This is a genomic window from Promicromonospora sukumoe 327MFSha3.1, from assembly GCF_000385135.1.
GTDB lineage: Bacteria > Actinomycetota > Actinomycetes > Actinomycetales > Cellulomonadaceae > Promicromonospora > Promicromonospora sukumoe_B.
In genome coordinates this window covers 14,489-36,910 of record NZ_ARQM01000014.1, presented here as the reverse complement: position 1 = coordinate 36,910, position 22,422 = coordinate 14,489, and the positions used below count along the sequence as shown (strand labels likewise).

17 protein-coding genes and 1 tRNA gene are annotated in these 22,422 nt (G+C 71.3%); 7 read left to right on the top strand and 11 right to left on the bottom strand.

Going from position 1 to position 22,422, the window contains the following annotated elements; genetic code table 11:
- Positions 1-41 precede the first annotated feature (41 nt).
- The 7 genes from pknB to H291_RS0122605 are packed head-to-tail and all read right to left on the bottom strand — an operon-like array spanning position 42 to position 9,643.
- The gene (pknB, locus tag H291_RS0122635) at positions 42-2,063 is read right to left on the bottom strand and encodes a Stk1 family PASTA domain-containing Ser/Thr kinase (RefSeq protein ID WP_020017311.1); all 2,022 of its coding nucleotides are present in this window, start codon (positions 2,061-2,063) and stop codon (positions 42-44) included.
- On the bottom strand, positions 2,064-3,884 hold the full coding sequence (locus tag H291_RS34655) for a serine/threonine-protein kinase (protein ID WP_051109605.1): 1,821 nt from the start codon (positions 3,882-3,884) through the stop codon (positions 2,064-2,066).
- Entirely contained in the window at positions 3,881-5,410 is a 1,530-nt protein-coding gene (locus H291_RS0122625; protein ID WP_020017310.1) for a peptidoglycan D,D-transpeptidase FtsI family protein, read from the bottom strand. The genes H291_RS34655 and H291_RS0122625 overlap by 4 nt, the downstream gene beginning before the upstream one ends.
- Complete coding sequence (locus H291_RS0122620) at positions 5,407-6,897, bottom strand: FtsW/RodA/SpoVE family cell cycle protein (protein ID WP_020017309.1); 1,491 nt, start codon at positions 6,895-6,897, stop codon at positions 5,407-5,409. The genes H291_RS0122625 and H291_RS0122620 overlap by 4 nt, the downstream gene beginning before the upstream one ends.
- Positions 6,894-8,417, bottom strand: a complete 1,524-nt coding sequence (locus tag H291_RS0122615; RefSeq protein ID WP_020017308.1) for a PP2C family protein-serine/threonine phosphatase — start codon at positions 8,415-8,417, stop codon at positions 6,894-6,896. Before H291_RS0122615 ends, H291_RS0122620 begins: the two co-directional genes overlap by 4 nt.
- A 7-nt stretch (positions 8,418-8,424) precedes the next feature.
- Entirely contained in the window at positions 8,425-8,916 is a 492-nt protein-coding gene (locus tag H291_RS0122610) for an FHA domain-containing protein FhaB/FipA (RefSeq protein WP_020017307.1), read from the bottom strand.
- Positions 8,917-8,926: 10 nt separating this feature from the next.
- On the bottom strand, positions 8,927-9,643 hold the full coding sequence (locus tag H291_RS0122605; protein WP_020017306.1) for an FhaA domain-containing protein: 717 nt from the start codon (positions 9,641-9,643) through the stop codon (positions 8,927-8,929).
- A gap of 240 nt (positions 9,644-9,883) precedes the next feature.
- Between H291_RS0122605 and H291_RS0122600 the strand changes: the two genes are divergently transcribed.
- Positions 9,884-9,967: transfer RNA gene (locus tag H291_RS0122600), tRNA-Leu, on the top strand.
- 178 nt (positions 9,968-10,145) lie between these two features.
- Here H291_RS0122600 and H291_RS0122595 read toward each other — a convergent pair.
- Together H291_RS0122595 and H291_RS0122590 are read right to left on the bottom strand one after the other, a co-directional pair.
- A complete protein-coding gene (locus H291_RS0122595; protein ID WP_020017305.1) occupies positions 10,146-12,953 on the bottom strand; it encodes a hypothetical protein in 2,808 nt (935 codons plus the stop codon).
- A 114-nt stretch (positions 12,954-13,067) separates the two neighbouring features.
- Complete coding sequence (locus H291_RS0122590; RefSeq protein WP_269637222.1) at positions 13,068-14,300, bottom strand: anhydro-N-acetylmuramic acid kinase; 1,233 nt, start codon at positions 14,298-14,300, stop codon at positions 13,068-13,070.
- Between the two features lie 71 nt (positions 14,301-14,371).
- On the opposite strand from H291_RS0122590, the gene H291_RS31275 reads away from it, so the two are divergent.
- Entirely contained in the window at positions 14,372-15,220 is an 849-nt protein-coding gene (locus tag H291_RS31275) for a class I SAM-dependent methyltransferase (protein WP_020017303.1), read from the top strand.
- 214 nt (positions 15,221-15,434) lie between these two features.
- Complete coding sequence (locus tag H291_RS0122580; RefSeq protein WP_020017302.1) at positions 15,435-17,462, top strand: hypothetical protein; 2,028 nt, start codon at positions 15,435-15,437, stop codon at positions 17,460-17,462.
- On the opposite strand, the gene H291_RS0122575 is transcribed toward H291_RS0122580, so the two are convergent.
- Positions 17,452-18,279: an alpha/beta fold hydrolase gene (locus tag H291_RS0122575; protein WP_020017301.1), complete on the bottom strand. Its 828-nt coding sequence runs from the start codon at positions 18,277-18,279 to the stop codon at positions 17,452-17,454. The two genes, H291_RS0122580 and H291_RS0122575, sit on opposite strands and share 11 nt — an antisense overlap.
- A 394-nt stretch (positions 18,280-18,673) precedes the next feature.
- Here H291_RS0122575 and H291_RS0122570 point away from each other — a divergent pair, with 394 nt between their 5' ends.
- The 4 genes from H291_RS0122570 to H291_RS0122555 all read left to right on the top strand — a co-directional run bounded on the left by H291_RS0122570 (position 18,674) and on the right by H291_RS0122555 (position 21,738).
- A complete protein-coding gene (locus H291_RS0122570) occupies positions 18,674-19,171 on the top strand; it encodes a low molecular weight protein-tyrosine-phosphatase (RefSeq protein WP_020017300.1) in 498 nt (165 codons plus the stop codon).
- Between the two features lie 58 nt (positions 19,172-19,229).
- Positions 19,230-20,165: an NAD(P)H-binding protein gene (locus H291_RS0122565; RefSeq protein WP_020017299.1), complete on the top strand. Its 936-nt coding sequence runs from the start codon at positions 19,230-19,232 to the stop codon at positions 20,163-20,165.
- A complete protein-coding gene (locus H291_RS0122560) occupies positions 20,162-21,355 on the top strand; it encodes an alpha/beta hydrolase (RefSeq protein WP_020017298.1) in 1,194 nt (397 codons plus the stop codon). The genes H291_RS0122565 and H291_RS0122560 overlap by 4 nt, the downstream gene beginning before the upstream one ends.
- Positions 21,356-21,444: 89 nt before the next feature.
- On the top strand, positions 21,445-21,738 hold the full coding sequence (locus tag H291_RS0122555) for a hypothetical protein (RefSeq protein ID WP_020017297.1): 294 nt from the start codon (positions 21,445-21,447) through the stop codon (positions 21,736-21,738).
- 23 nt (positions 21,739-21,761) lie between these two features.
- On the opposite strand, the gene H291_RS0122550 is transcribed toward H291_RS0122555, so the two are convergent.
- Complete coding sequence (locus H291_RS0122550) at positions 21,762-22,391, bottom strand: J-domain-containing protein (protein ID WP_020017296.1); 630 nt, start codon at positions 22,389-22,391, stop codon at positions 21,762-21,764.
- Positions 22,392-22,422 lie beyond the last annotated feature (31 nt).

The following is a 22,422-nucleotide window of genomic DNA, read 5'->3' as shown; positions in this document are numbered from 1 at the left end:
TGCTGCGGCCCTGACCGGGAGTCCGGTCAGGGCCTCGTGCCTTACGGGATGATGTCCTCGCCGTCGCCCTCGGGGGGACCGCCGCCCTCCGGACCGGTCGAGATCACGAGGTTGATGTACGCGCCGATGTCCACGGTGGAGCCGGGGTTCGGGTCGGAGCGGATGACCTGGCCCGCCGGGAAGACGTCCGACGGTTCCTCGGACGCCTTGTCGCAGGTGATCTGCACGCCGGTGCACGCGACCTGGGCTTCCTCGAGCGTCTTGCCCAGGAGGTCCGCCGGCACCGTGGTCTCCTTGGGCTCCGGAGCGCTGGCGAGGAAGACGGTGACGAAGGACCTCTGGTCGACGTCACCCTTGGGGTCGGTACGCACCACCAGTCCCTCGGAGACGTCCTCGCTCGGCTCCTCCTTGAACTCGTAGCTCAGGCCGATGGCCTTGAGCTGCTGCTCGGCGGCCTCACGCGACTGGCCCGTGAGGTCCGGAACGGTGACCTGGCCGGTCGAGAGGTACAGGACGACGTCCGACCCCTCCTGCACGGTCTGACCCGCGCTGGGCTCGCTCTTCGTGACCTGGCCCTTGCCGACGTCCGCGCTGTTCTCCGTCTCGGTGCCGCTGACCGAGAGGTTCAGCTCCTCGAGCTTGGCCCTGGCGTCGGCCTCTGACAGGTTCTTCAGCGCGGGCATGTTGATCTGCCCTGGGGCGCCCGCGACGTACACGGTGACGGTCGAGTCGGGCTCGACCTCCGTGCCCACGCCCGGTTCGGTCGTGCCGGTGGTCATGCCCTCGTCGAGGTCGGAGTCCTTGTCGATGGCCTGCTGGAACGTCAGGCCGGCGGCCTCGATCTGTGCCTTCGCCTCGTCCGCGGTGATGCCCTCCGCGATGCTGGGCACGGCGACCGTCGTCGGCTCCTTCTCGCCGTCGCCGTTGATGACCATGGCGATGACGATGGCCGCAACCGCCGCCAGGGCGATCCCGAGCAGCCACCACATCAGGGCCTTGCTCTTCTTCTCGGGCTCGCGCTGGCCGCCGCGGGTCTGCGGGCCCGGGTAGCCGTTGCCCGGCGTGACGGGGCTCTGCTGCGCCGTCGTCTGACCCCAGTTGCCCTGGCCGGGCGTCATGACCTGCGTGGCCCCGTAGGCGGGCTGGCCCCCGACCTGGGTGGCGCCCATCATCGCGGCGCCGACCATGGGCGCGGTGACCTGGCCGCCGCGCATCGCGGCCTCCAGGTCGCGGCGGAACTCCGCCGCCGTGCTGTACCGGTGGTCGCGGTCCTTGGTGAGGGCCTTGAGGGTGATGCGGTCGAGCACCTCGGGGACGTCGGTGGCGACCTCCGACGGGCGCTGCGGCTCCTGGCCCACGTGCTGGTAGGCGACGGCGACCGGCGAGTCGCCCTGGAACGGCGGGCGCCCCGTGAGCAGCTCGAACAGCATGCAACCGGTCGAGTACAGGTCGGACCGGGTGTCCACCTGCTCGCCGCGGGCCTGCTCGGGCGAGAGGTACTGGGCGGTGCCGATCACGGCGTGCGTCTGCGTCATGGTCGCGGCGGAGTCGGCCATGGCCCGGGCGATGCCGAAGTCCATCACCTTGACCGCGCCCGTGGGCGTGATCATCACGTTCGCGGGCTTGATGTCGCGGTGCACGATGCCCGCGTGGTGCGAGTACTCCAGCGCGCTCAGCACGCCGACCGTGATCTCGACGGCCTCCTCGATCGGCACCGCGGCGCCGTCCGTCAGGATGTCGCGGACGGTGTGTCCCTCGACGTACTCCATGACGATGAACGGCACGTGCACGTCCTCGCCGGCGGCGTTCTGGTGGATGTCCTCGCCGGTGTCGTACACGGCGACGACGGCGGGGTGGTTCAGCGCGGCAGCCGACTGCGCCTCACGCCGGAAGCGCGTGAGGAACGACGGGTCGCGTGCCAGGTCGGAACGGAGCACCTTGATCGCGACGGTACGACCGAGGCGGGTGTCGTGGCCGATGTGCACCTCGGCCATGCCGCCACGGCCGACGAGCTCGCCGACCTCATAACGGCCGGCGAGTACGCGGGGCGTGTTCTCCACCACTCATAGGTCCTTTGATGTCATGGCCGTCGGCCTCAGGGCATACGACTCGTTGAGGAGCATCATCCCAGAAGCGGCCAGTCCGGCCGCTGCCGGGGGATTCAGCGTTTCAGCGTAGATTTCGGAGGAACCCCACGGCTCCCCCAGAGCGCCGTCGTTGCCGCCCCCGGTGACCAGCATGATGACGAGGACCACGAGCAGCAGCGCGACGAGTGCGACCAGCGGCCAGGACACGCGCATCCCCAGACGATCCTCGATCCCGTTGAGAAAGCCCTGGATGTCGGACGACAGGCTGCGCCGTCCCTTACCAGGGTGCCCTCCCGAGCGTCCCTGCTGGGGGACCCTTCGCCCGTCCTGGCGTGTCGAGTGCAGGTCGCGCCGCGACGGATAGGAGCGCGCGGTCCCGTTCCCGGCCGCCGGCGGCGGAACGTAGCCGGGCGTTGTCGGACGGCCGTAGGCGTCCGACCCGTAGGAGCCCGACGTGGTGCCGTAGCCCGCGGAGTCCGAGCCGTAGCCGGCGGAGTCCGTGCCGTACGCCCCCGAACCGGGACCGCCGGCGGCAGCGGTGCCGTCCTGACCTGGCGCGTAGGGGCGGCCGTACGCGTCGGTCCCGTACGCGCCGGACGTCGTGCCGTACCCGGCCGAGTCCGAGCCGTAGGAGCCCGAGCCGAAGGGGCCGGAGCCGTAGCCACCGGCCGGGGTGCCCGTGCCGTAGCCGCCCGACTGCGTGCCCGAGCCGTAGCCACCGGCCGGAGTGCCCGGGCTGTAGGTGCTGGGCGGCGCGGCCGGACCGGGAGCTGGCTGGGGCGGCGCGGACTGGGCGTTGGCCACGGTCGTGTGCCGACCGCCGCTGGTCGGGCCGAAGGGTGTCTGGCGGCCGCGGGCGTGCGAGGGGCCGGGCTGCGGCGCGGAGGACCGGCCGTTGTTGGAGCGCTGCCCGCCGGAGCTCTGGCTGTCCCGGCGGGTGCGGCGCGCGTAGCGCGAGCTGCCGAACGGGTCCTCGGCGATCTCCGCGGCGAGCACGTCGAGGTGCCGCGCGAGCTGGTCGGCCGAGGCGATGCGCTGGGCCGGGTCCTTCTCCAGCATCTGCGTGATGGTCTCGGCGAGACCGGGGTGCACCGAGGTAGGCAGCAGCGGCATCGGCGCGTTGACGTGCGCGATCGCGATGTCGACGGGCGTCCGGCCGGTGAAGGGTCGGCGACCGGCGGTCGCCTCGTACGCGACCACGCCGAGCGCGTAGATGTCCGAGGCGCCCGTGGCCGACTGGCCCACGGCCTGCTCGGGCGACAGGTACTGCGCCGTGCCCATGACCATGCCGGTGGCCGTCATGGGCACCTGGTTCTGCGCCACGGAGACGCCGAAGTCGGTGATCTTCACCGTGCCGGAGTGCTCCAGCAGGATGTTGCCGGGCTTCACGTCACGGTGCACCACGCCGGCGAGGTGCGCGGCGTGCAGGCCGCGAGCGGTCTGCGCCAGGATCGGCAGCAGGCGGGCGGGCTGGAGCACCGGCTCCCGCTCGAGCAGGTCGGCGAGGGGCTCACCCAGGACCAGCTCCATGACGAGGTAGCCGGCTCCGTTCTCCTCGCCGTAGTCGAACATCTGCGCGATGTTCGGGTGCACGAGGGTCGACGAGTTCCGGGCCTCCGTGCGCAGGCGACGGAGGAAGTCCTCGTTGCCCGTGTACTCCTCGCGGAGCACCTTCACGGCGATCTCGCGCGCGAGCTTCTCGTCGCGCGCTACCCAGACCTCGCCCATGCCGCCCATGGCGATGCGCCGTACCAGCTTGTAGCGATCGCCCAGCGACAGACCCTCGACCGGTCTCATTTCGAGATCGCCGCCTGCATGATCTGCTTGGCGATCGGGCTGGCGAGGGCGCCACCGGTGGTCTCGTTGGTGGACTGGCCCTCGTTCTCCAGGACCACCGCCACCGCGACCTGCGGGTCGTCGGCCGGGGCGAACGAGGTGAACCACAGCGACGGCGACCGCGGCTCGTCCTGCGCCGTACCGGTCTTGCCGGCCACCGCGACGCCCGGGATCTGCGCTCCCTTGCCCGAGCCGCTGTTGACCACGGCCTCCATCATCTTGGTCAGGCCATCGGCCGTCGACGACGAGAACGGGCTCTTGTAGCGACTCGGCTTGGTCTGGCTCACGAGCTCGAGATCGCTGTCCCGCACGCTCTGGATGAGGTACGGCTCCATGAGGTCGCCGTCGTTCGCGATGGCCGCCGAGATCATGGCGACCTGGAGCGGCGTCATGCGCACGCTGCCCTGGCCGATACCGGACAGTGCGATGCGCGCGTCCGAGTCGTCGTCGTTCTCGCCGCCGATCAGACCGGGGTAGGCGCCGACCGAGGTGGTCATCGGGACCTCGATCGAGTCGGTGAAGCCGAAGTCCTGGAACATCCGCTGCATGCCGTCCTTGCCGACCTCGTCGGCCAGGTTCAGGAACGCGGTGTTGCAGGAGATCTCCAGCGCTTCGAGAAGCGTCATCTGCTGCGAGCCTGCGCACGGGATGCCGCCGAAGTTCGCGACGTCCGTGGAGGTGCCCGGCAGGGTATAGGTGTTCGGCGCCGGGATCTCCGTGTCCGGGGTCTTTCCGTCGTACTCGATGGCCGCGGCCGCGGTGAGCAGCTTGAACGTGGAGCCGGGCGGGAAGGTGGCGTTGATCGTGCGGTTGATGGTGGGCCCGTAGGGGCTGAACCGCTCCTCGCCGCCGACCGAGTTGACCCGCGGCTTGTCGTTGATGACCTCCTCCGCGGCGACCCGGGCTGCCTCCGAGTCGTGCGACGCGAGCGGGTTCGGGTCGTACGACGGCTTGGACACCATCGCGAGGATGGCGCCCGTCTTCGGGTCGATCGCGACCGCGGCACCGGTGTAGTCGCCCAGGGCGTCCCAGGCGGCCTTCTGCACCTTGGGGTCGATGGTCAGCTCCACCGAGGACCCCTGCGCCTCCTCACCCGTGATGAGGTTCTGCAGGCGGTCGAGCCACAGGGAGTCGTCCTCGCCCGCGAGGTAGCTGTTCGCGTACCGCTCCATGCCGCTGATCGTGCCGACCACGGAGTAGTAGCCGGTGAGCGGGGCGTAGATCGCCGCGGCGCCGGCGTCACCGTCGGAGTACGTGCGCTGGTACTTGTAGTTGTCCTCCACGGGCACGGAGGTGGCGATCGCCTCGCCACCCTTCACCACGATGGGGCCGCGGTCCCGCGAGAGCGCGCTGTAGGTGCCGCGCACGTTGCGCGGGTGGTCGTTCAGGCTGTCCGCCGCGACGAACTGGATCCAGGTGGTCGACACCATCAGGGCCAGGAACATCACCATGACGACGGTCGACAGGCGGCGCAGGGTCGCGTTCACAGGTCTACCCCCCGGACGATCTGGGTCGCGTCGTCGGGCGTCGCGTTGCGGCCTGCGCCGGCCTCGGTCCCGGCCTGCACCGGTCCCGCGCCGGGGCCACCGACCTCGATGGCACCACCGTTGGCGACGGCGGCAGGCACCGGCTCGGCCAGGGCGCCGCGGGTGGGCAGGGCCGAGGGGCGGCGGGCGGCGTCTGAGATGCGCAGCATGAGGGCGATGACGATCCAGTTCGCGAGCAGGGAGGAACCACCCTGCGCCATGAACGGCAGGGTCAGGCCGGTGAGCGGGATGAGGCGGGTGATGCCGCCGACCACGACGAAGAGCTGCAGGGCCATCACGAACGCGAGGCCGCCGGCGAGCAGCTTGCCGAAGCCGTCCCGGACGCCCACCGCGTGGCGCAGGCCGCGCTGCACGATCACCAGGTAGATCAGCAGGATCGCGAGCAGGCCGGTGAGGCCGAGCTCCTCGCCCAGCGAGGCGTAGATGAAGTCGGAGAAGGCGAACGGCACGTACTCGGGGTAACCGCCGCCCCAGCCTGCGCCGAACATGCCGCCGTAGGCCATGGCGAACAGGCCCTGGACGAGCTGGAACGACGGCCCTGTGATGAGGTCGGGGTTGAGAGCGTCCAGCCAGATGTTCACGCGGAGCTGCACGTGGCTGAAGATCGACCAGGCCACGACGGCGCCGCCGGCGAACATCACGAGGCCGATGACGATCCAGCCCACGCGGTCCGTGGCGAGGTAGAGCATGCCGACGAACAGGCCGAAGAACAGCAGCGAGGTACCGAGGTCCTTCTCGCCGATGAGGACCGCCAGCGACACCGCCCACACGATGAGGATCGGGCCGAGGTCGCGCAGGCGCGGGAGCTGCAGGCCCAGGAACTTCCTGCCGGCCAGGGCCAGCGTGTCGCGGTTCGCGACCAGGTAGCCCGCGAAGAACACGGCGAACGCGATCTTGGCGAACTCGGCGGGCTGCAGCGAGAAGCTGCCGACGTAGATCCAGATCCGCGCGCCGTTGATCTCGCGGCCCAGCCCCGGGATCAGGGGCAGGACCACCAGCACGATGCCCACGACCATCGCCGTGTAGGTCAGGCGACGCAGGCTCCGGTGGTCGCGGATCACGAAGAGGACGACCACCGCCACGACGATGCCCAGCGACGTCCACATCAGGTGCCGGGACGCGTTCGCGCCGTTGATGCCGTCCAGGTCCTGCCGCAGGATCATCGCCATGCTGACGCTGTTGAGCAGCACCACCGCGGGCAGGATCACCTGGTCGGCGTACGGCGCACGCAGGCGCAGCACGATGTGGATGGTGAAGGCCAGCGCGGCCAGCACGATCGAGTACGTCCAGAAGCCCTCGGGCAGGCCGTCCTCGAGCGAGTAGCCCACCATCCACATGCCGCCCATGCCGAGCGCGAGCGCGACGAGGAGCAGCACCGCCTCCGCCACACGGGCCGGGGCCTTCTCCTCGGGCTGGAGGATGCTCATCCGTTGCCCCCGCTGCTCTTGGTCGAGGCGGACGGCGTGGACTTGGGCGACGAGCCGGCGGCCGGCTCCTCGCTCGTGGTCGGCGTCGGCGTGGAGGACGGCGTCGGCGAGGCCGACGGCTCCGTCTCCTCGGTGGCCTCGGAGATCAGCCGCCCGGCGCGGCCGCGGGCGTCCTCGAGGGAGTTGGCCCGGATCGTCTCGTTCACGCGGTCGCCGACGAACGCGGGCAGCTCGTCGACGCGGGTGCCCGTGAGCTCGACCGCGGTGGAGAAGGTCAGGGGGCCCGCCGTGGCCGGGATGCCGCGGAACACCGCGACCTGGCCGTCGGACTCACCCACGTAGTACTGCGTCTGGGTCCAGCGGTAGCCGCCCCAGCCGGCCAGGCCCAGGCCGGCCACCAGCAGCAGCACGCTCAGCACCGTCAGCCAGGCGCGCTTCTTGCGCACCGGCGTCTCCTCGCCGGACTCCTCGGTCTCGTCGTCGTCCGGCTTGATGTCGGGCTGGTACTGCTCCTCGTCGGAGCCGCCCGCGATCATGGCCTGCTCGAGCGTGTCCGCGAGGTTCTCCGGGGCCGTGGGATCGGTCAGCACGCCCACCGCCACGGGCGCCGGAGCGGGCTGTCCGCCGGGCGCCGCCTGGCCCCGGCTGAAGCCGGTCACGGTGTCGCCGTCGATCTCGGAGTGCGGCGCGGCGCTCGCGGACGGCGTGCCGCCACCCGCGGCGGTCACGCCCGCGAGGGCGGCCGAGCCGACGATCTCCGGGGTGACCGTGGCGGCGGTGCCGGCCGCGGCGGCGTCGTCCAGCACGTCCGCGACGACGACGGTGATGTTGTCGGTGCTGCCCGCGCGCATGGCCATCGAGACCAGACGCTCGACGGCGTCGTAGGGCTCGGGAACGGTGTTGAGGACCTCGGCGACCTCGTCGTCCGGCACGAAGCCGGACAAGCCGTCGGAGCACAGCATCCAGCGGTCGCCGGGCACTGCCTCGCGGATCGAGAGGTCGGGCGTGAGGTCCAGGTCGAAGTCGCCGAGGACCCGCATGACGACGTTGCGCTGCGGGTGGCTCTCGGCCTCGTCCGGGGTGATGCGGCCGGTGTCGACCAGATGCTGCACGAAGGTGTGGTCCACCGTGACCTGCGCCAGGGTGCCGTCGCGCAGCAGGTACGCGCGCGAGTCGCCCAGGTGGGCCATCGCGAGCGTGTTGCCGGACTTGAGCAGCGCCGTGACCGTGGTGCCCATGCCGGCCAGGTCGGGGTCGGCCGTCGTGGCGTCGACGAGATCCTGCCGGGCACGGTCGATCGTGCGCTCGAGCTCGGACATCGACTGCTCGGAGCTGTGGTCGGGCCGGTCCAGGCCCACGAGGGCCGCGATGGTCAGCGCGGACGCGACGTCGCCGCCGGCGTGCCCGCCCATGCCGTCGGCCACGACGAGGAGGTTGGGCCCCGCGTACGCGGAGTCCTGGTTGTTGGAGCGGACGAGGCCGACGTCGGAGCGCGCGGCATACCGCAAGGTCACGGTCACGTGGTGGTCATCCCTGGAGCTCGACTACGGACTGTCCGATCTGCACGCCCACACCTGGACCGAGGGGGATGACGCCCTGCACCCGCTCCTCGCCGATGTAGGTGCCGTTCGTGGAACCGAGGTCCTCCACGAACCACTGGCCGCCCTGGGGGAAGATCCGCGCGTGACGCGACGACGAGTAGTCGTCGTCGAGCACGAGGGTGCAGCTCGGCGCGCGACCGATCAGCACCCCGGACGAGGTCAGCGGGATGGTCGTCCCGGTGAGGGGGCCGGCCACCACGACGAGCCGCGACGGGCCACCGCGCTGGGGCGCGCGGGACGCGCCGCCACCGGGAGCCGGCGTCGGGGCAGGTCCCGCCTGCTCAGGCCGGCGACGCCGGCTGTTGGAGGTGCGTGGTCCTGCCAGGTCGCGCCGGAGCACGGCGACGGCGGAGAGCACGAACACCCACAGCAGCACGAGGTAGCCCAGCCGGAGCAGGGTGAACGTCAGCTCGCTCATCTCGGATTCTTCACCAGTCCTCGTTGTCCGCACCGGACGCGCTGCCGGTCCAGAACATGATGCGGGTACGGCCGATGGTCATCGTGTTGCCATCGAGCAGAGTCGCGGCAGGTACCTGGTGGCCCTCGACGTACAGGCCGTTGGTCGAGCCCATGTCGGTCGCGACGACGCCGTCCGGCGTCACGCGGATCTCGAGGTGCCGCCGGGAGACACCCGGGTCGTCCACCACGATGTCCGCCTCGGCGTCACGCCCGATGACGGTCACCGGCCCGGTGAGCAGGTATCGCTGCCCGTCGATGTCGATGAGCGGGTGCCGTCCGGTCGGCGCGCCGGAGGTCGCCGGGGCGACGCTCCCCTGCACGCTGCGCGAGCGCACGGTGAAACGGCCGGGTACCAGCTCGTACTGTTCGTCGAACGTCACGCTCACGGGGCCGACGAACGCATAGTGCTGCGTCGCGGCGTACGCCGTGATGTTGGACGCGAGCTCGTCGGCGAGGGTCTGTGCGCCCCACGCCTCGATCTGGGCGAAGTCGTCGGGAGCGAGCTCGATCGTGAACTCGTTCGGCGCGACGGTACGGTCGCGTCCGACGACCGCGGCACGGTCGTCCAGCTCGCGCCGCAGCCTGCTCGCCAGTTCGACGGGTTTCACTTCGCCACGTCCCACCTTGGCGAACGCGTTGTTCATCATGCGCTCCACGCTCTTCTCGAAGCGGTCCAGGGCGCCCATGCCACCTCCTTCCAGGGTCTGCGCCGGGCAGACTACCTAGATCGTATAGACCGGTAGGTCCCCGCAGACTCCAATACTGTGGATGTCCTGCGGATCTTCTCCGATCTTCCCTCAGGTGGCGCGGCGAGGAGAGGCGTGGGCGGATCCGCACGCTACTAGACCTGCGCCGGGACGTGAACCACTTCACCGTTATTCGATTCGGGATCTGCGTCTGAGCCGTGCTAACGTCTTCCTCGCAGCGCGCGAGTGGCGGAATAGGCAGACGCGCACGGTTCAGGTCCGTGTGCCCGAAAGGGCGTGGGGGTTCAACTCCCCCCTCGCGCACGTTGTACGAAGGCCCCGACTCATCGAGTCGGGGCCTTCGTCATGCCCGACATCGGTACCGAAAAGTGATCCGGTATGGGTACTTCTACCCCGAAATGTCGGGCGGTCTGGCGGGCCGGACGCAGCCGAGGCGGCGACATCCGGGGATGTCACCGCCTCGGAGGGCTCTGGTCGGGGGTCAGCGGATCGTCGCGGTCCGGTAGCTCGCGACCGACTTGCTCGTGTAGCCGGCCCGGGCCCCGGTCACCGTGACCGTCAGCTGCTTGCCCCGGGCCCGCGCCGGGACGACGAACGTGCTGCTCGTCCGCGTCGCGATCGTGACGCCGTTCGCCTTCCAGACGTACTTCAGCGCCGACGGCGCCGGCGTCCAGGTCCCACGGACCACGGTCAGCGTGGACCCGACCCGCGTGGTGCCCTTGATCGCCGGCCGGCGTGCGCTGAACGTGCCGGCGGCCACGGTCCTGGTGGCGGGGCTGGTCACGGACCTGGTCGTGTAGCCGGTCCGAGAACCGGTGACTGTGACCGTCAGACGCTTGCCCTTCGCCGACGTCGGGACCACGAAGCTGCTCGACGTCTGGGTCGAGATGGTCGTTCCGTTCGCCTTCCACACGTACTTCACGGACGACGGCGCCGGCGACCACGTCCCGCGGGTCACCGTCAATGTCTTGCCGACCTGGGCGGTGCCCTTGACCGCCGGGATCGGGGCAGCGGTGAATGTCGTGGGCGCGACCGTGGCCGTGGGGGCGCTGGTGGCCGATCCCGTGTTGTAGTACTGCCGATCTCCGGTGACCGTCACCGTGATCCTCTTGCCCGCTGCCGACGCCGGGACGGTGAACGTGCTCGACGTCGCGCCCGCGACAGCGACGCCGTCGACCTTCCACACGTAGCCGGTGCTCGTGGGAGCCGGCGACCAGGTGCCGGGGACGGCCGTCAGCGTCGAGCCGATCTGTGGGGTCCCGGTGATGGTCGGAGGGGTCGTCGTGAACGACGCTGGTCTGACGGTGACCGTTCGCTCCAGACTTGCGTCGCGGAAGTTGTCGTCCGCCCGGAACCTCACGACCATGGCATAGGTGCCAGGAGCCAGTTCGTCCTCGTCAGTGATCCTGATCTGGCTGTGACCGCCCCCGTCGAGCCGGGAACCGTAGCCGATAGTCAGCCGGTCGAGTTCAAGGGTGGTGATTCCGGCCGGGACCGATGAATCGGAGAAAACATCGACCTCGACTGAGGCAGGCATCTCTCCGTAGTGCCACGACGACGGCAGGTCGCTCTCGATGCGAGTCGCGACCGGAGGAAGGACGACCACCTGCTTGCTCCAGGCCACCGAGTCCACCTCGCTCCAGCCTTCGTAGTCGTAGTGCAACGTGTAGGTCCCGGGGTCGAGATCGAGGCGATCGACACACTCCCTGTGGAACTCGCCGAACTGGATGAGATCCGGACGCCCGTCCACGGTGATCCTGATCTGTTCCGTCGACCGCAACCAGAGGGGCGAACCATCCGTGGTGGACAGTTCGAAGCAGAGCGTCCTGGTCGAGTTCTCGTACCACGTGTCTGGCCCGGTGGTGGTCACGACGACGGGACTCGGCTCCGCGAGGTCAACCGTCGTCTCGACGGGACTCACGGTGTACGGCGATCCGGAGAAGGCCGTGCTCAGCACGTAGGTACCCACCTGCTCGTGATCCCAAGGATAGAGCTCGACCTCAGCCGTGCCCCGATATGTCTGTTCCGGCTCGAGCGTGTGCGTCTTCCCGTCAGGCGCGATCACCGTCGTGGTCACGCGGCCGGGAACCGGCGCTCCACCATCGAGCGTGGCAGAGACCTTCAACGCGACGATGTCGGTCACCCTTGTGGGGCGTTCCATTGGTCCTGAGGAGTCGGTGGACACCGACACGTCGACGGAGACTTCCACCGGGATGGGATCACCGACCACGATCGCCCAGTGCTGGCCGGAGCTGGAGTAGCCACTGACGGCCGAGAAGACGTCGCGTCCGGCGGGGATCACGGGCGGCGCCGCGTCCTGACCGTTGAGACCCCAGCTGATGATCGTCCCGTCATCGAGGGCAGCGGCACCCTGGCCGTTGGACATCGCAGCGAGCGAGACGATCGACCGTCCAGTCGGTGCTGCGGCGAGCTGCCTGCCGTTCGTTGAGATGACCCGACCATCTGCAGTGGCTCCGATCGCCTCGTCCACTCCCATGTCGACGCCGACGAACCGTGTGCCCGCAGGCGGATCAACGACCGCCGCTGTGGACTCCGCGAACGCGTCCTGGCAGTACACGAGTGCTCCGTCGCTTCGTAGAGCAGCCCAGTTTTCGAGACCGGTACGGGCCGAGACCGCGGTGTAGTGGGGTCCCGCGCCGGGATCACGTACGTCGGCGCACGACCCGTCCGGATTTCCCGGGTTGCTGAGTACACCGTCCGAGCGCAGCGCGAGCTCACCAGAGATCGCCGTGTAGGCCAGGCCGTCAGGCGGAGTGATCTCGGGTCGGCCCTGCAAGCTCACGACGACACCGTCGGACCGGAGAATTCGCCCTGAAACTGCCGATACCGCCATGTAGCGGGTGCCATTTGACGGAGCGGGTAGGGGCTCCAAGGAATAGGGCGAAGTGTCGTACTGGTGCAGATCGACCCGTCCATCGGTCCGGAGCACCAGCACTCTGTCGTGGTCGGTGGAAACTGCCGTGGCGTGGACCCCGTCGGGAAGAGCCTGCGTCGTGCTGCCGCCACTTTGGTCGCCCCAGCTGACCAACTGCCCGCCCCGTGCGCTCGGCATGCCCTCCTGCACGAAGGTGCGGTCCAGCGTTTCGTTGGCCGCCTGGACTACCGTGCCCATGCGGCCCGGGGGCGTGGCCTGGACGGGCGTGGCACCGGCTGTCGTCATGGTGAGTCCGAGCACGAGCACGGACGCCACGAGCGACGCACAGGCCCGCCGGGCCGAGGGAAGGAATCGCCGAAGGTCTGAGGTCGGCATCGAGCGCTCCAGGAACATGGCGCACGGTTCGTGCGCGGAACGACAAGTCGCGTGACTGTATCCGCCGTGCAGCCGCGTTTGCCCCGAAATAACCGCGTCGCGCCGATCTTCACCCGGTGACGTTCCGTCGCCTCAGACCACCCGTGAGATCTCCAGCCGTCCCGGCCGCTCCACACCCGCGCTCCGTCCCGGCGGATACCGGCCGTCCACCCCCGGCGTCACCGACCCCAGCACGCTGGGATGCCGCGCCCCGGTCGCCCCCGGCACCACCCCGGGCAGCCCGAACCAGGTGTGCCAGCCCAGCACCGCGAACGCCAGCGCCTCCTTGGCCTGGCTCGGCACCCCCAGCTCGTCCGACGTCCGGACGACGACGCCGGGCAGCTCCGCACGCAGCGCCGCCATCAGCACCGGGTTGCGCGTGCCGCCGCCCGAGGCGACCACCTCGGTCGCGGTGTCGCGGACGGCGTCCGCCACCGTGCGGGCGGTGAGCGCCACGAGCGTGGCGAGCAGGTCCTCCGCCGTCGGCGGCGTGGGGCCGACCCGGTCCAGCAGATAGGACAGGTGGAACAGCTCCTTGCCCGTCGTCTTCGGTGCGGGCCGCGTGTAGAAGGGCTCGTCGAGCAGCCGCGCCAGGAGTTCCGGGAGTACGCGGCCGCGGGCGGCGAGCGCGCCGTCGGCGTCGAAGGCGAGGCGTCCGCCGGTGACGTGCCGGGTGGCGGCGTCGAGCAGGGCGCAGGCGGGTCCGGTGTCGAAGGCGACCGGGGCGCCGTCGGCCCCCGGCAGCACCGTCACGTTCGCGATCCCGCCCAGGTTGAGGGCGACCGCCCCGGGTCGCCCGCCGAGCCAGAGCGCGTCGAACAGGCCGACCAGCGGGGCGCCCTGCCCGCCCGCGGCGACGTCGCGCGTGCGCAGGCCCGAGACGACGGGCAGGCCGGTCGCCTCGGCGATCCACGCGGGTTCGCCGATCTGCAGGGTGCCGCGCACATCACCACCCGTCGGCGCCCAGTGGAAGAGCGTCTGACCGTGCGAGACGACCAGATCGGCGCGGCCGCCGCAGAGCTCGTCGACGGCGCGCGCCGCGACGCCGGCGAAGGCCTGTCCGATACCGGTGTCGAGGCGGCAGAACGCCTCCGCCGAGGTGGCGGCCGGCGGCAGGGCGGCCACGAGCTCGGACCGCAGCGCCTTCGGCCAGGGCGCGGAGAGGTGTCCGAGAGGAGTCAGCACCAGCGTGTCGTCGGCGAGCCGCAGATCGCACGCGGCGGCGTCGACCCCGTCATGGGATGTGCCGGACATCAAGCCGACCACTCGCAGTGGAAATTGTGTATTTGCTGGTGACAGCGTTGTCCCGGGTATTGGTTCTGCCATCACGACGACTCCTCCGGTCGTGTTTGCACCAGTGTTAGCCCTTACTCCCCGTTTGCGTCACAATCTCCCACATGCTTGACGTCTCGATCGCCCCAGCCCCGGCGCCGGACGCGCCCTTCGAGGACCACATCGAATGGGCCCGCAACGCCCCGGCTACCCCCGCGACACCCGCGGCGCTGTTCACCGGTGGTCTCGACGCCACCCCCGTCGACGACCGTCTCACGACCGACACGCCGGAGTGGGACTACCCCGCCCTGGCGCAGGAGATCGTGCGGGCCTCGCGGGGTGCCGTGCTCGACATCGGCACCGGTGACGGCAACTTCTTCGCCGGCCTGGGCCCGCTGCCGACGGCGTCCGCCGCCACGGAGGTCGGCCCGGCGTTCCTCACGGCCCGACGCCGGCTGGAGCCGCTCGGCGTGGACGTGCGCCGGGTGGAGCCGTCCTGGACCGGTGACGTGCTGCTGCCCTTCTTCGACGGCCAGTTCAGCGTGGTGCTCAGCCGGTTCGGCACCATCGACCCGAACGAGGTGGGCCGGGTGGTCGAGCCTGGTGGCACGTTCATCACCGAGCAGGTGGACACGCGCGACGGCATCGCGCTCAACCAGGCGCTCCGGGTTCCGCTCGGCTGGGACCCGGACGGCGTGACCGTCGACGTGATCTCCGACGGGCTCGTCGCCTCCGGGCTCGAGATCGTCGAGGCCAAGGAGTACCCCGGCACGCGCACCTTCAAGGACCTGTCGTCCGTGCTCTGGTACCTCCGGGTCGCGGCGTGGCAGGTGCCCGACCTCGCCGACCTGACGCCGGCCGCCGTCGCCCGGCACGAGGCGGCGCTGCGCGGGCTGCACATGCACTTCGCGACGGGCAACGAGCTCGTGGACGAGGCGCCGCGCATCCTGGTCACGGCGCGCCGGCCCTTCTGAGCCCGGCGTGCCGGGGCCACGTCCCCGGCACGCTCCGCCGGCCTCGGGGCGGTGGGGGCGGCGCAGCGGGTGAAGTACGGGGTGAAGTAATTCGAATTCCCGCTAATTCACAGCAAATGCGCTTCTGGTGGGGCCTGGCGCGCGTTAGGTTCGCGGCGCCCGGGACCGACGTCGGTCCTGGCGCCCGTCCCGTCACGGATCACGAAGGACCCCCATGAATCCTGCAGTCCTTGGCGACGCCTCTCCCGCGTCCGCTGTACCTGTCAGAAGCGCGGCCCGCCGCTGGCGCGGCACCGCGTCGCTCGCCACCCTGGCCCTGGTCGCGACGCCCTTCGCCGCGGCCCCCGCGTCCGCGGCCGAGGCCGACGGCCCGGTCTTCGAGGGCACCCTGGCGGTCGACGGCAACGCCGCCGTCGGCTCCGTGCTCACCATCGACCAGACCGGCGGCACCTGGACGCCCCAGCCCGAGAGTCTCGGCTACGCCTGGCTCCTGAGCGACGACGCGGTGCTCGACGCCGCCGACGTCCCCGTCGCCGACGCCGCCACGGAGTCCCTCACGCTGCTGCCCGAGCACCTCGGCAAGTACGTGATCGGCACCGTCACCGGTACGGCCGCCGGCCTCACGGGTGACCCCGTCGCGGCCGCAGCCGTCGGACCCGTGGTGGAGGGCGACCTGGCCGCGGGCACCGCCGCCGTCGCCGGCACGGTCCAGGTTGGATCCAGGCTGCTCGCCCGGGCGGCCGGCTGGCCCGAGGGCACCACGTTCGCCTATCGCTGGGTGGTGGGTGGTGCGACCGCCGGCACCGCTACCACCTTCACGCCCCTGACCACCCAGGCGGGCAAGAGCCTGCGGCTCGACGTGACGGGCACCAAGGCCGGCTTCGGCTCGCGCACGGTGTCCAGCGCCACCACGACCGTCGCGAAGGCGTCCTTCAGCGCCACGACGGTCAAGATCATCGGCACCGTCAAGGTCGGCGCCAAGGTCAGCGCCAGCACCGGCAACTTCTCCCCCAAGCCCAGCAAGGTGACCTACCGCTGGAAGGCGAACGGGAAGTCGATCTACGGCGCGAACAGCCGCATCCTCACGATCCCCTCGCGGCTGCACGGGGACCGGCTCACCGTCACCGCGACGGCGTACCGGGACGGGTACACGACCCGGAGCGCCACCTCGGCGTCGTCCCTCGTGGCGAAGCCGTTCGCGCGAACGGCCGCCCCGGCGATCAAGGGCACGGCCCGCGTGGGCTCGACGCTGACGGCCTACCGCGGCACCTGGTCGCCGTCCCCGACGTCGGTCAGCTACCGCTGGCTCGCCAACGGCAAGACGATCTCGGGCGCGACCAGCCGCACCTTCAAGCTCACCAGCGCGCAGTACGGCAAGCGGATCTCGGTCCAGGTCACGGGCCGCAAGCACGCCTACGTCACGGCCGCCCGCACCAGCGCCAGCACCTCCGTCGTGAAGTGGCCCGTCGGCATCAGCGTGCCCCGCGTGACGAAGAACCCGACGCGTTCCGTCGAGACGGTCGCCGGCCGGACGGTCACCCTCAAGGTCTCCGCGTCCGGCGGCAGCCTGCGTTACCAGTGGCAGCGCTGGACGCCGGCGAACCCGAAGTGGACCAACATGTCCGGCAAGACCAGCTCGACGCTCAAGTTCACCGCGTCGACGTCCTACGAGCTCAACCGGATCCGCGTGGTCGTGACCAACATGGCGGGCCGGGACACCAGCGCGGGCACCTACGTGTGGATCCAGTCCTCGCTGTCGCGCCCGTTCCCGGTGGAGCAGTGGTTCAGCCTGTGGAACTACAACGCGGCCTTCAGCCAGTCCGTGGACGACTACCAGGGCTACCTCGCTGCCAAGGTCCGCATCTGCGCGGCGCCCGGCTACTACGTGAGCAACGACCTCAGCGTCCGGTTCGTCGGCAACAACGGTCGGGTCTACGGCGATGCCGGCATGGAGCAGGGCGACCACCTCTACTGGGGCGTCCCGCTCGACGCGGACGGCTGCGGCTGGTTCGGGGTCTACTCCAACGCCCCGCAGTCGGTGCGCGACGGCGGCCGGTGGCGCATCACCGACCGCTCGGACGGGCAGACCTACACCCAGTACGTCACCTACCGGCGGGGCAGTGACTTCAACATAAACTCCGCCGCCCGGACCAGCCTGGGCATTTCGGCGACCGGGCTCGGCCTCGCCGGCCCGGCGGGTGTCGCCCCGCAGACCGGCTTCCGGGCCACGGTCACGGACTGATCCCGAGGAGGCCGGCCACGGCCTCCGCCATCGCTTCCGGCGGCACGTCCGCCCCGTGACCGGGCAGCGTCACCCGACGCGCCGCCGGAAGCACCGCCGCCAGGGACCGCGCAGCCGTCGCGGTCCCGGCGGCGCTCGCGGCTCCGTGGGCCACGACCACCGGCTGCTCGATGCAGTGCCAGCGCCCCATCAGGGCCCGCCGGCCCAGGGCGATCTCGGCGAGCACCCGGCCGTCGTACGCGATGGTCGGCGCGATCGACTCCAGGTCCGCCCACGAAGGCGACGCCCGCATGCGCGGCACCAGCCGGCACGGCATGCCCACCAGGTCGAGGAACAGCTCGACGGCGCTGCCCGGGTCGCCCGCCTCGACGCAAGCCTCCACCCCCGCGATCATCCGCGGGTCGGTGGGCGGCTCGCCGCCGGCGACGTCGTACCCCGGCTCGTAGCACAGGACGGCGGTGACGCAGGAGCCCAGGTCGGCCGCCGCGCGCAGCGCGAGGAACGCGCCCGTCGAGATGCCCAGCAGCGCTGCTGGACCCGTGACCTGCAACAACGCGGCGATGTCGTCCACCTCGCGGTCCACGCCGTACGGCCGTGTGTCGCCGCTGCCGCCCCGGCCGCGCCGGTCGTACCGGAGCGTCGTCACCCGGTCGCCCAGCAGGGACGCCACCGCGAGCGTGACGGGCGTCCGGTGCGCGAGCACGCCGTCGACCACCACGACCGCCGGTGCCAGGCCGCGGCCCGGCCCGGTGAGGTCGAACGCGATCCGCGTGCCGTCGGCCGACGTCGTGCACGCGTCCACGGTGGTGATGGTCATGCAGGGCAGACGGGGCGCTCTCCCGAAACTCGTCGCTCGGCCGTACGGGCGCCGGATTTCGCCGCGAGGAAAAAACCTGTGCATACGCAAAGAGGCGGCGTAGGTTCGTTCGCACATGAGAAGGGAGGTGATCCGAGAAGTGATTTCACATCGGACCCATGAGGTGGTCGCGCGCTAGTCGCGTGACGCTGTAGGCGTTTCGCGCCGACGGCGGTCGGAGGGCTCAGCACGGGGCCTTTCCGATCGTTCAGGCGCACGGGACACTGGTGGCGATTTCCTCGCGACCACCGGAGCCCGCGGGTGCCGTGCCCTCGTCCAGCACGGCTGACATTCGTCGCCCCGCGGGCTTTCCCCTGCCACCGGGGAGAATGAGCGCGTGACTGCATACCGCGTGATGACCGTCTGCACCGGGAACATCTGCCGCTCCCCCATGGCCGAGATCGTGCTGCGGGACCGTTTCGAGGCCGCGGGCCTGGGCGACTCCGTGGTCGTCGACTCGACCGGCGTGAGCGACGAGGAGCACGGCAACCCGGTGGACCGCCGCGCCCGCGCCGTCCTCGCCGAGCACGGCTACACCACGGGCGACGGCCACCGGGCACGTCAGGTGACGCGGGACGACGTCGGCTCGCGGGACCTGGTGCTCGCCATGACGACCCGCCACGCGCAGGCGCTGCGGAACCTCGCCGGCCGCGCGCAGGCCGAGCCGAACATCCGGATGTACCGGTCGTTCGACCCCGCCGCCGACGGCCTCCCGGAGCACCGGCTGGACATCGCCGACCCCTGGTACGGCGGGCCGGAGGACTTCGAGGAGTGCCTCGCGGAGATCGAGGCGGCGGCGGACGGCGTCGTCGAGTTCGTCCGGACGGAGCTCGGCGTCTCCTCGGACGCCTGAGGCAAATTTCATCCTGCCCCACCCGGCCCGTCGGCGATCCGCCGTCTACGGTGTGGGAATGACGCCCGCCTCGCCGGACCGGCTGGTCGTGCTCACCGGGGCCGACGGCCGCCTGGGTTCCAGGCTCGCCTTCCGTGTCGCCGCGGCAGGCGGCCGGCAGCGCCTGCTGATCTCCGGCAGGGGCTCGGCCCCGCGCCTGCCCGACGGCGCGCCGCTGCCCGAGTCCGAGGTCGCCGCGATCCCGGCCGAGGCCGATGCCAGGGCCATGAGCAGCGCGTTCGCCGAGGCCGACGCCGTCTTTCTCGTGCCGGGCCGGGAGCGGCCCGGCCGGCTCGCCCGGCATCGTGCGGCGATCGACGCCGCCGTGCTCGCCGGGGTGCGGCACGTCGTCTACGTCTCGTCGATCGGGGCGGCGCCGGACGCGATCGCGTCCGGCGCGCGGGACGACTGGCTCACCGAGGAGTACCTGCGGGGCACCGACCTGGCGTGGACCATGCTGCGCACCAGCATGTTCCACCGCACGCCGACCCTGGCGGTGCGCGACGAGTCGTCCGGCGCCGGGCAGCGGGCGCTGCTCCGCGCGCCGGCCGGGCAGGGCGCGGTCGCCACCGTGTCCCACGACGACGTGGCCGACGTCGCCACCGCCGTCCTGCTCGACGAGGACCCCCGCCGGCACGCGGGCCGGATCTACTTCCTGACCGGCCCCGAGGCCCTGACGTTCGACGACATCGCGGCCACGCTGTCCGCCGCCGTCGGCCGCACCATCCGGTACGTGCCGCAGACGGTCGAGCAGGCGCGTGCCCAGTTCTACCGGTCGACAGCCACCGAGGTGGAGGACTGGATCACGCAGTGCCAGGCGATCGAGGCGGGTGTGCTCGCGCAGGTGAGCCCCGACGTCGGACACCTGGCCGGGCGCCGGGCCCGCTCGCTCGAGGTCTGGCTCGACGACTACCCGGCGGAGTGGGCCCACCTCCGGTTACCGTCGGTCAGATGACGAGCCTCTCCCCCGGTCTGGACGACGAGCCGGCGCAGGAGCCGGCCTGGGAGCCCGACGTGCTGCCGGGCTTCGAGCGCCTGACGCTGCCGCTGGAGCCCGACGAGGAGGAGCCCGAGGTGGTGGCGACGCTCGTGCGCCGGGCCCGCACCGACCCGGCCGAGGACGGCGCCGCCGACAAGCCCGGCGGGATCCGCCGGAACGGGGCGGAGAACCCGCAGCTGGCGCGCCTCTGGGAGGAGCTGTCGGAGCTCGGCCGGCGGCTGCGCCTGCCGGGTGCGGCCCACCGGCCCACCGACGGCGAGCCCGCAGGCCCGCCGGACGCCGGCGTCGACGTGCTCTACGTGCACGGCTGGCTCGACTACTTCTTCCAGACGCACCTCGCCGACTTCTGGGAGTCGCTCGGCGTGCGGTTCCACGCGCTCGACCTGCGGCGGTACGGGCGCAGCCTGCGCGAGGGCCAGACACCGGGCTACGTCCGCAACCTCACCACCTACGACGAGGAGATCGAGGCCGCGCTCGAGGTCATGGGCCACGGGCGCGAGGCCGGGTCCGACCGCCGGCTCGTGCTCATGGGGCACTCGACGGGCGGACTCATCCTCAGCCTGTGGACGGCGCGCAACCAGGAGCGGGTCGCAGGGCTGGTGCTGAACGGCCCGTGGCTGGAGTTCCAGACGCGCGAGGCGGGGCGCAAGCTCATGGAGCCCGGCATCCGGGTGCAGTCCGTGCTCGTGCCGCGCAGCCAGCTCGTCAACCTCGACCGCGGCCTCTACGCGCGCTCCATCTCGTCCCGCTTCGACGGCGAGTGGGACTACGACGTCGCCTGGCGGCCCGACGCCGGATGGCGCGCCACGCCCGCCTGGCTCGCCGCGATCTTCCGCGGGCAGGACCAGGTCGCCCGCGGTCTCGGCATCGACGTGCCGGTGCTGGTGCTGCTCAGCGCCCGCAGCAGCATCCCCACGCGCTGGACCGAGGACATGAAGGTCACCGACTCGGTGCTCGACGTGGTCGGGATCGCCCGCCGCGTGCCCGATCTCGGCTCCCTCACCACCCTCGTGCGCATCGCCGGCGGGCTCCACGACGCGACCCTCTCGGCGGCGCCCGCGCGGGAGCAGGTCTGGCGCGAGACGGGCCGATGGTTCCGCGGTTACGTGCTCACGCAGGAGGCCGCGGAGGGGCCTGTCGCCTGAGCCCGGCGGGCCCTGGCGAAGACAGGGTCATGGTGCGATGCTGGAAAAGAGGTGCCCACTCCGACGTCGGGCACGAGGGGCGATGCGCCATGACAACGCACCAGGAGACTCACCCGCGGGCTCGCCGAGGCGGGCCGTTCCTCGCCCGCAACGAGGCCGTCGTCGGGCTGGTCGCGCTCATCCTCGGGATGCTCATATCCCAGGGCGCCGCCGAAGGAGTGACGATCATCGGCTGCATCACGATGGCCATCGGGGCCGTGTCCAGCCGGTTCGGGGCACACCGGGGCCGCATGGCGATCGCCGCTGGCCTGGGGTTCGCGCTCGGCTCGGTGCCCTACTGGCTGATGACGGCCGTGGTCATCGTGACGGCGTACGGGTTCTGACCGCGGTCACCAGAACTTCCAGGTCACCAGAACTTCCACCAGGGCCTGCCGGCCGAGGTTCCCGGTTCGCGTCGCGGCGCCGGGGCAGAGGCGGCGGCCCTTCGCGCTGCCCGGCGCTCCCGCCACCTGCGCACCTGCTCGTCGATGTCGCGGGTGGGCGTGACGACGGGCGGTCCACCCTGGAGCTGGCGCCGGGCGTCGACGACACGGGCGTTGAACTCCGTGACGATCTCCCGGACGCGCTCCTCCATCGCCTCGAGGTCGAGCCGGGCGTCGAGCTCGGCGTCGTCCTTCCGGAGCTGGGCCGACGGCAGGACGCCGGTGATGTTCTCGCGCTCGATCAGGCCCTTGACCCACCAGTCGGGGTCGTGCTTGCCGCCGATGCCCGGGATCGGCTTGCCGTGCAGGGGCAGGTTGTCGAACTCGCCGCGCCGCATGGCCTGGTCGATCACCGTGTCGACGTAGCGCGAGCGCTCCTCGACGCTCATCGCGCCGGGCCGCTTGCCCTCGTCGGCGGCGTCCTCGACCGGATCCGCCTCGTCGGGGGAGCCGGCGCGTTCCGCGCGCTCCGCCTCGGCCTCCCGGCCCACGCGGTACTGCGCGGCTCGGCGGAGGGGGTCGTTGTCTGCGTCGTCGCGCGATCCCGGCGCCATGGCGGTCATGTTACAACTTTCACAAGCAGCT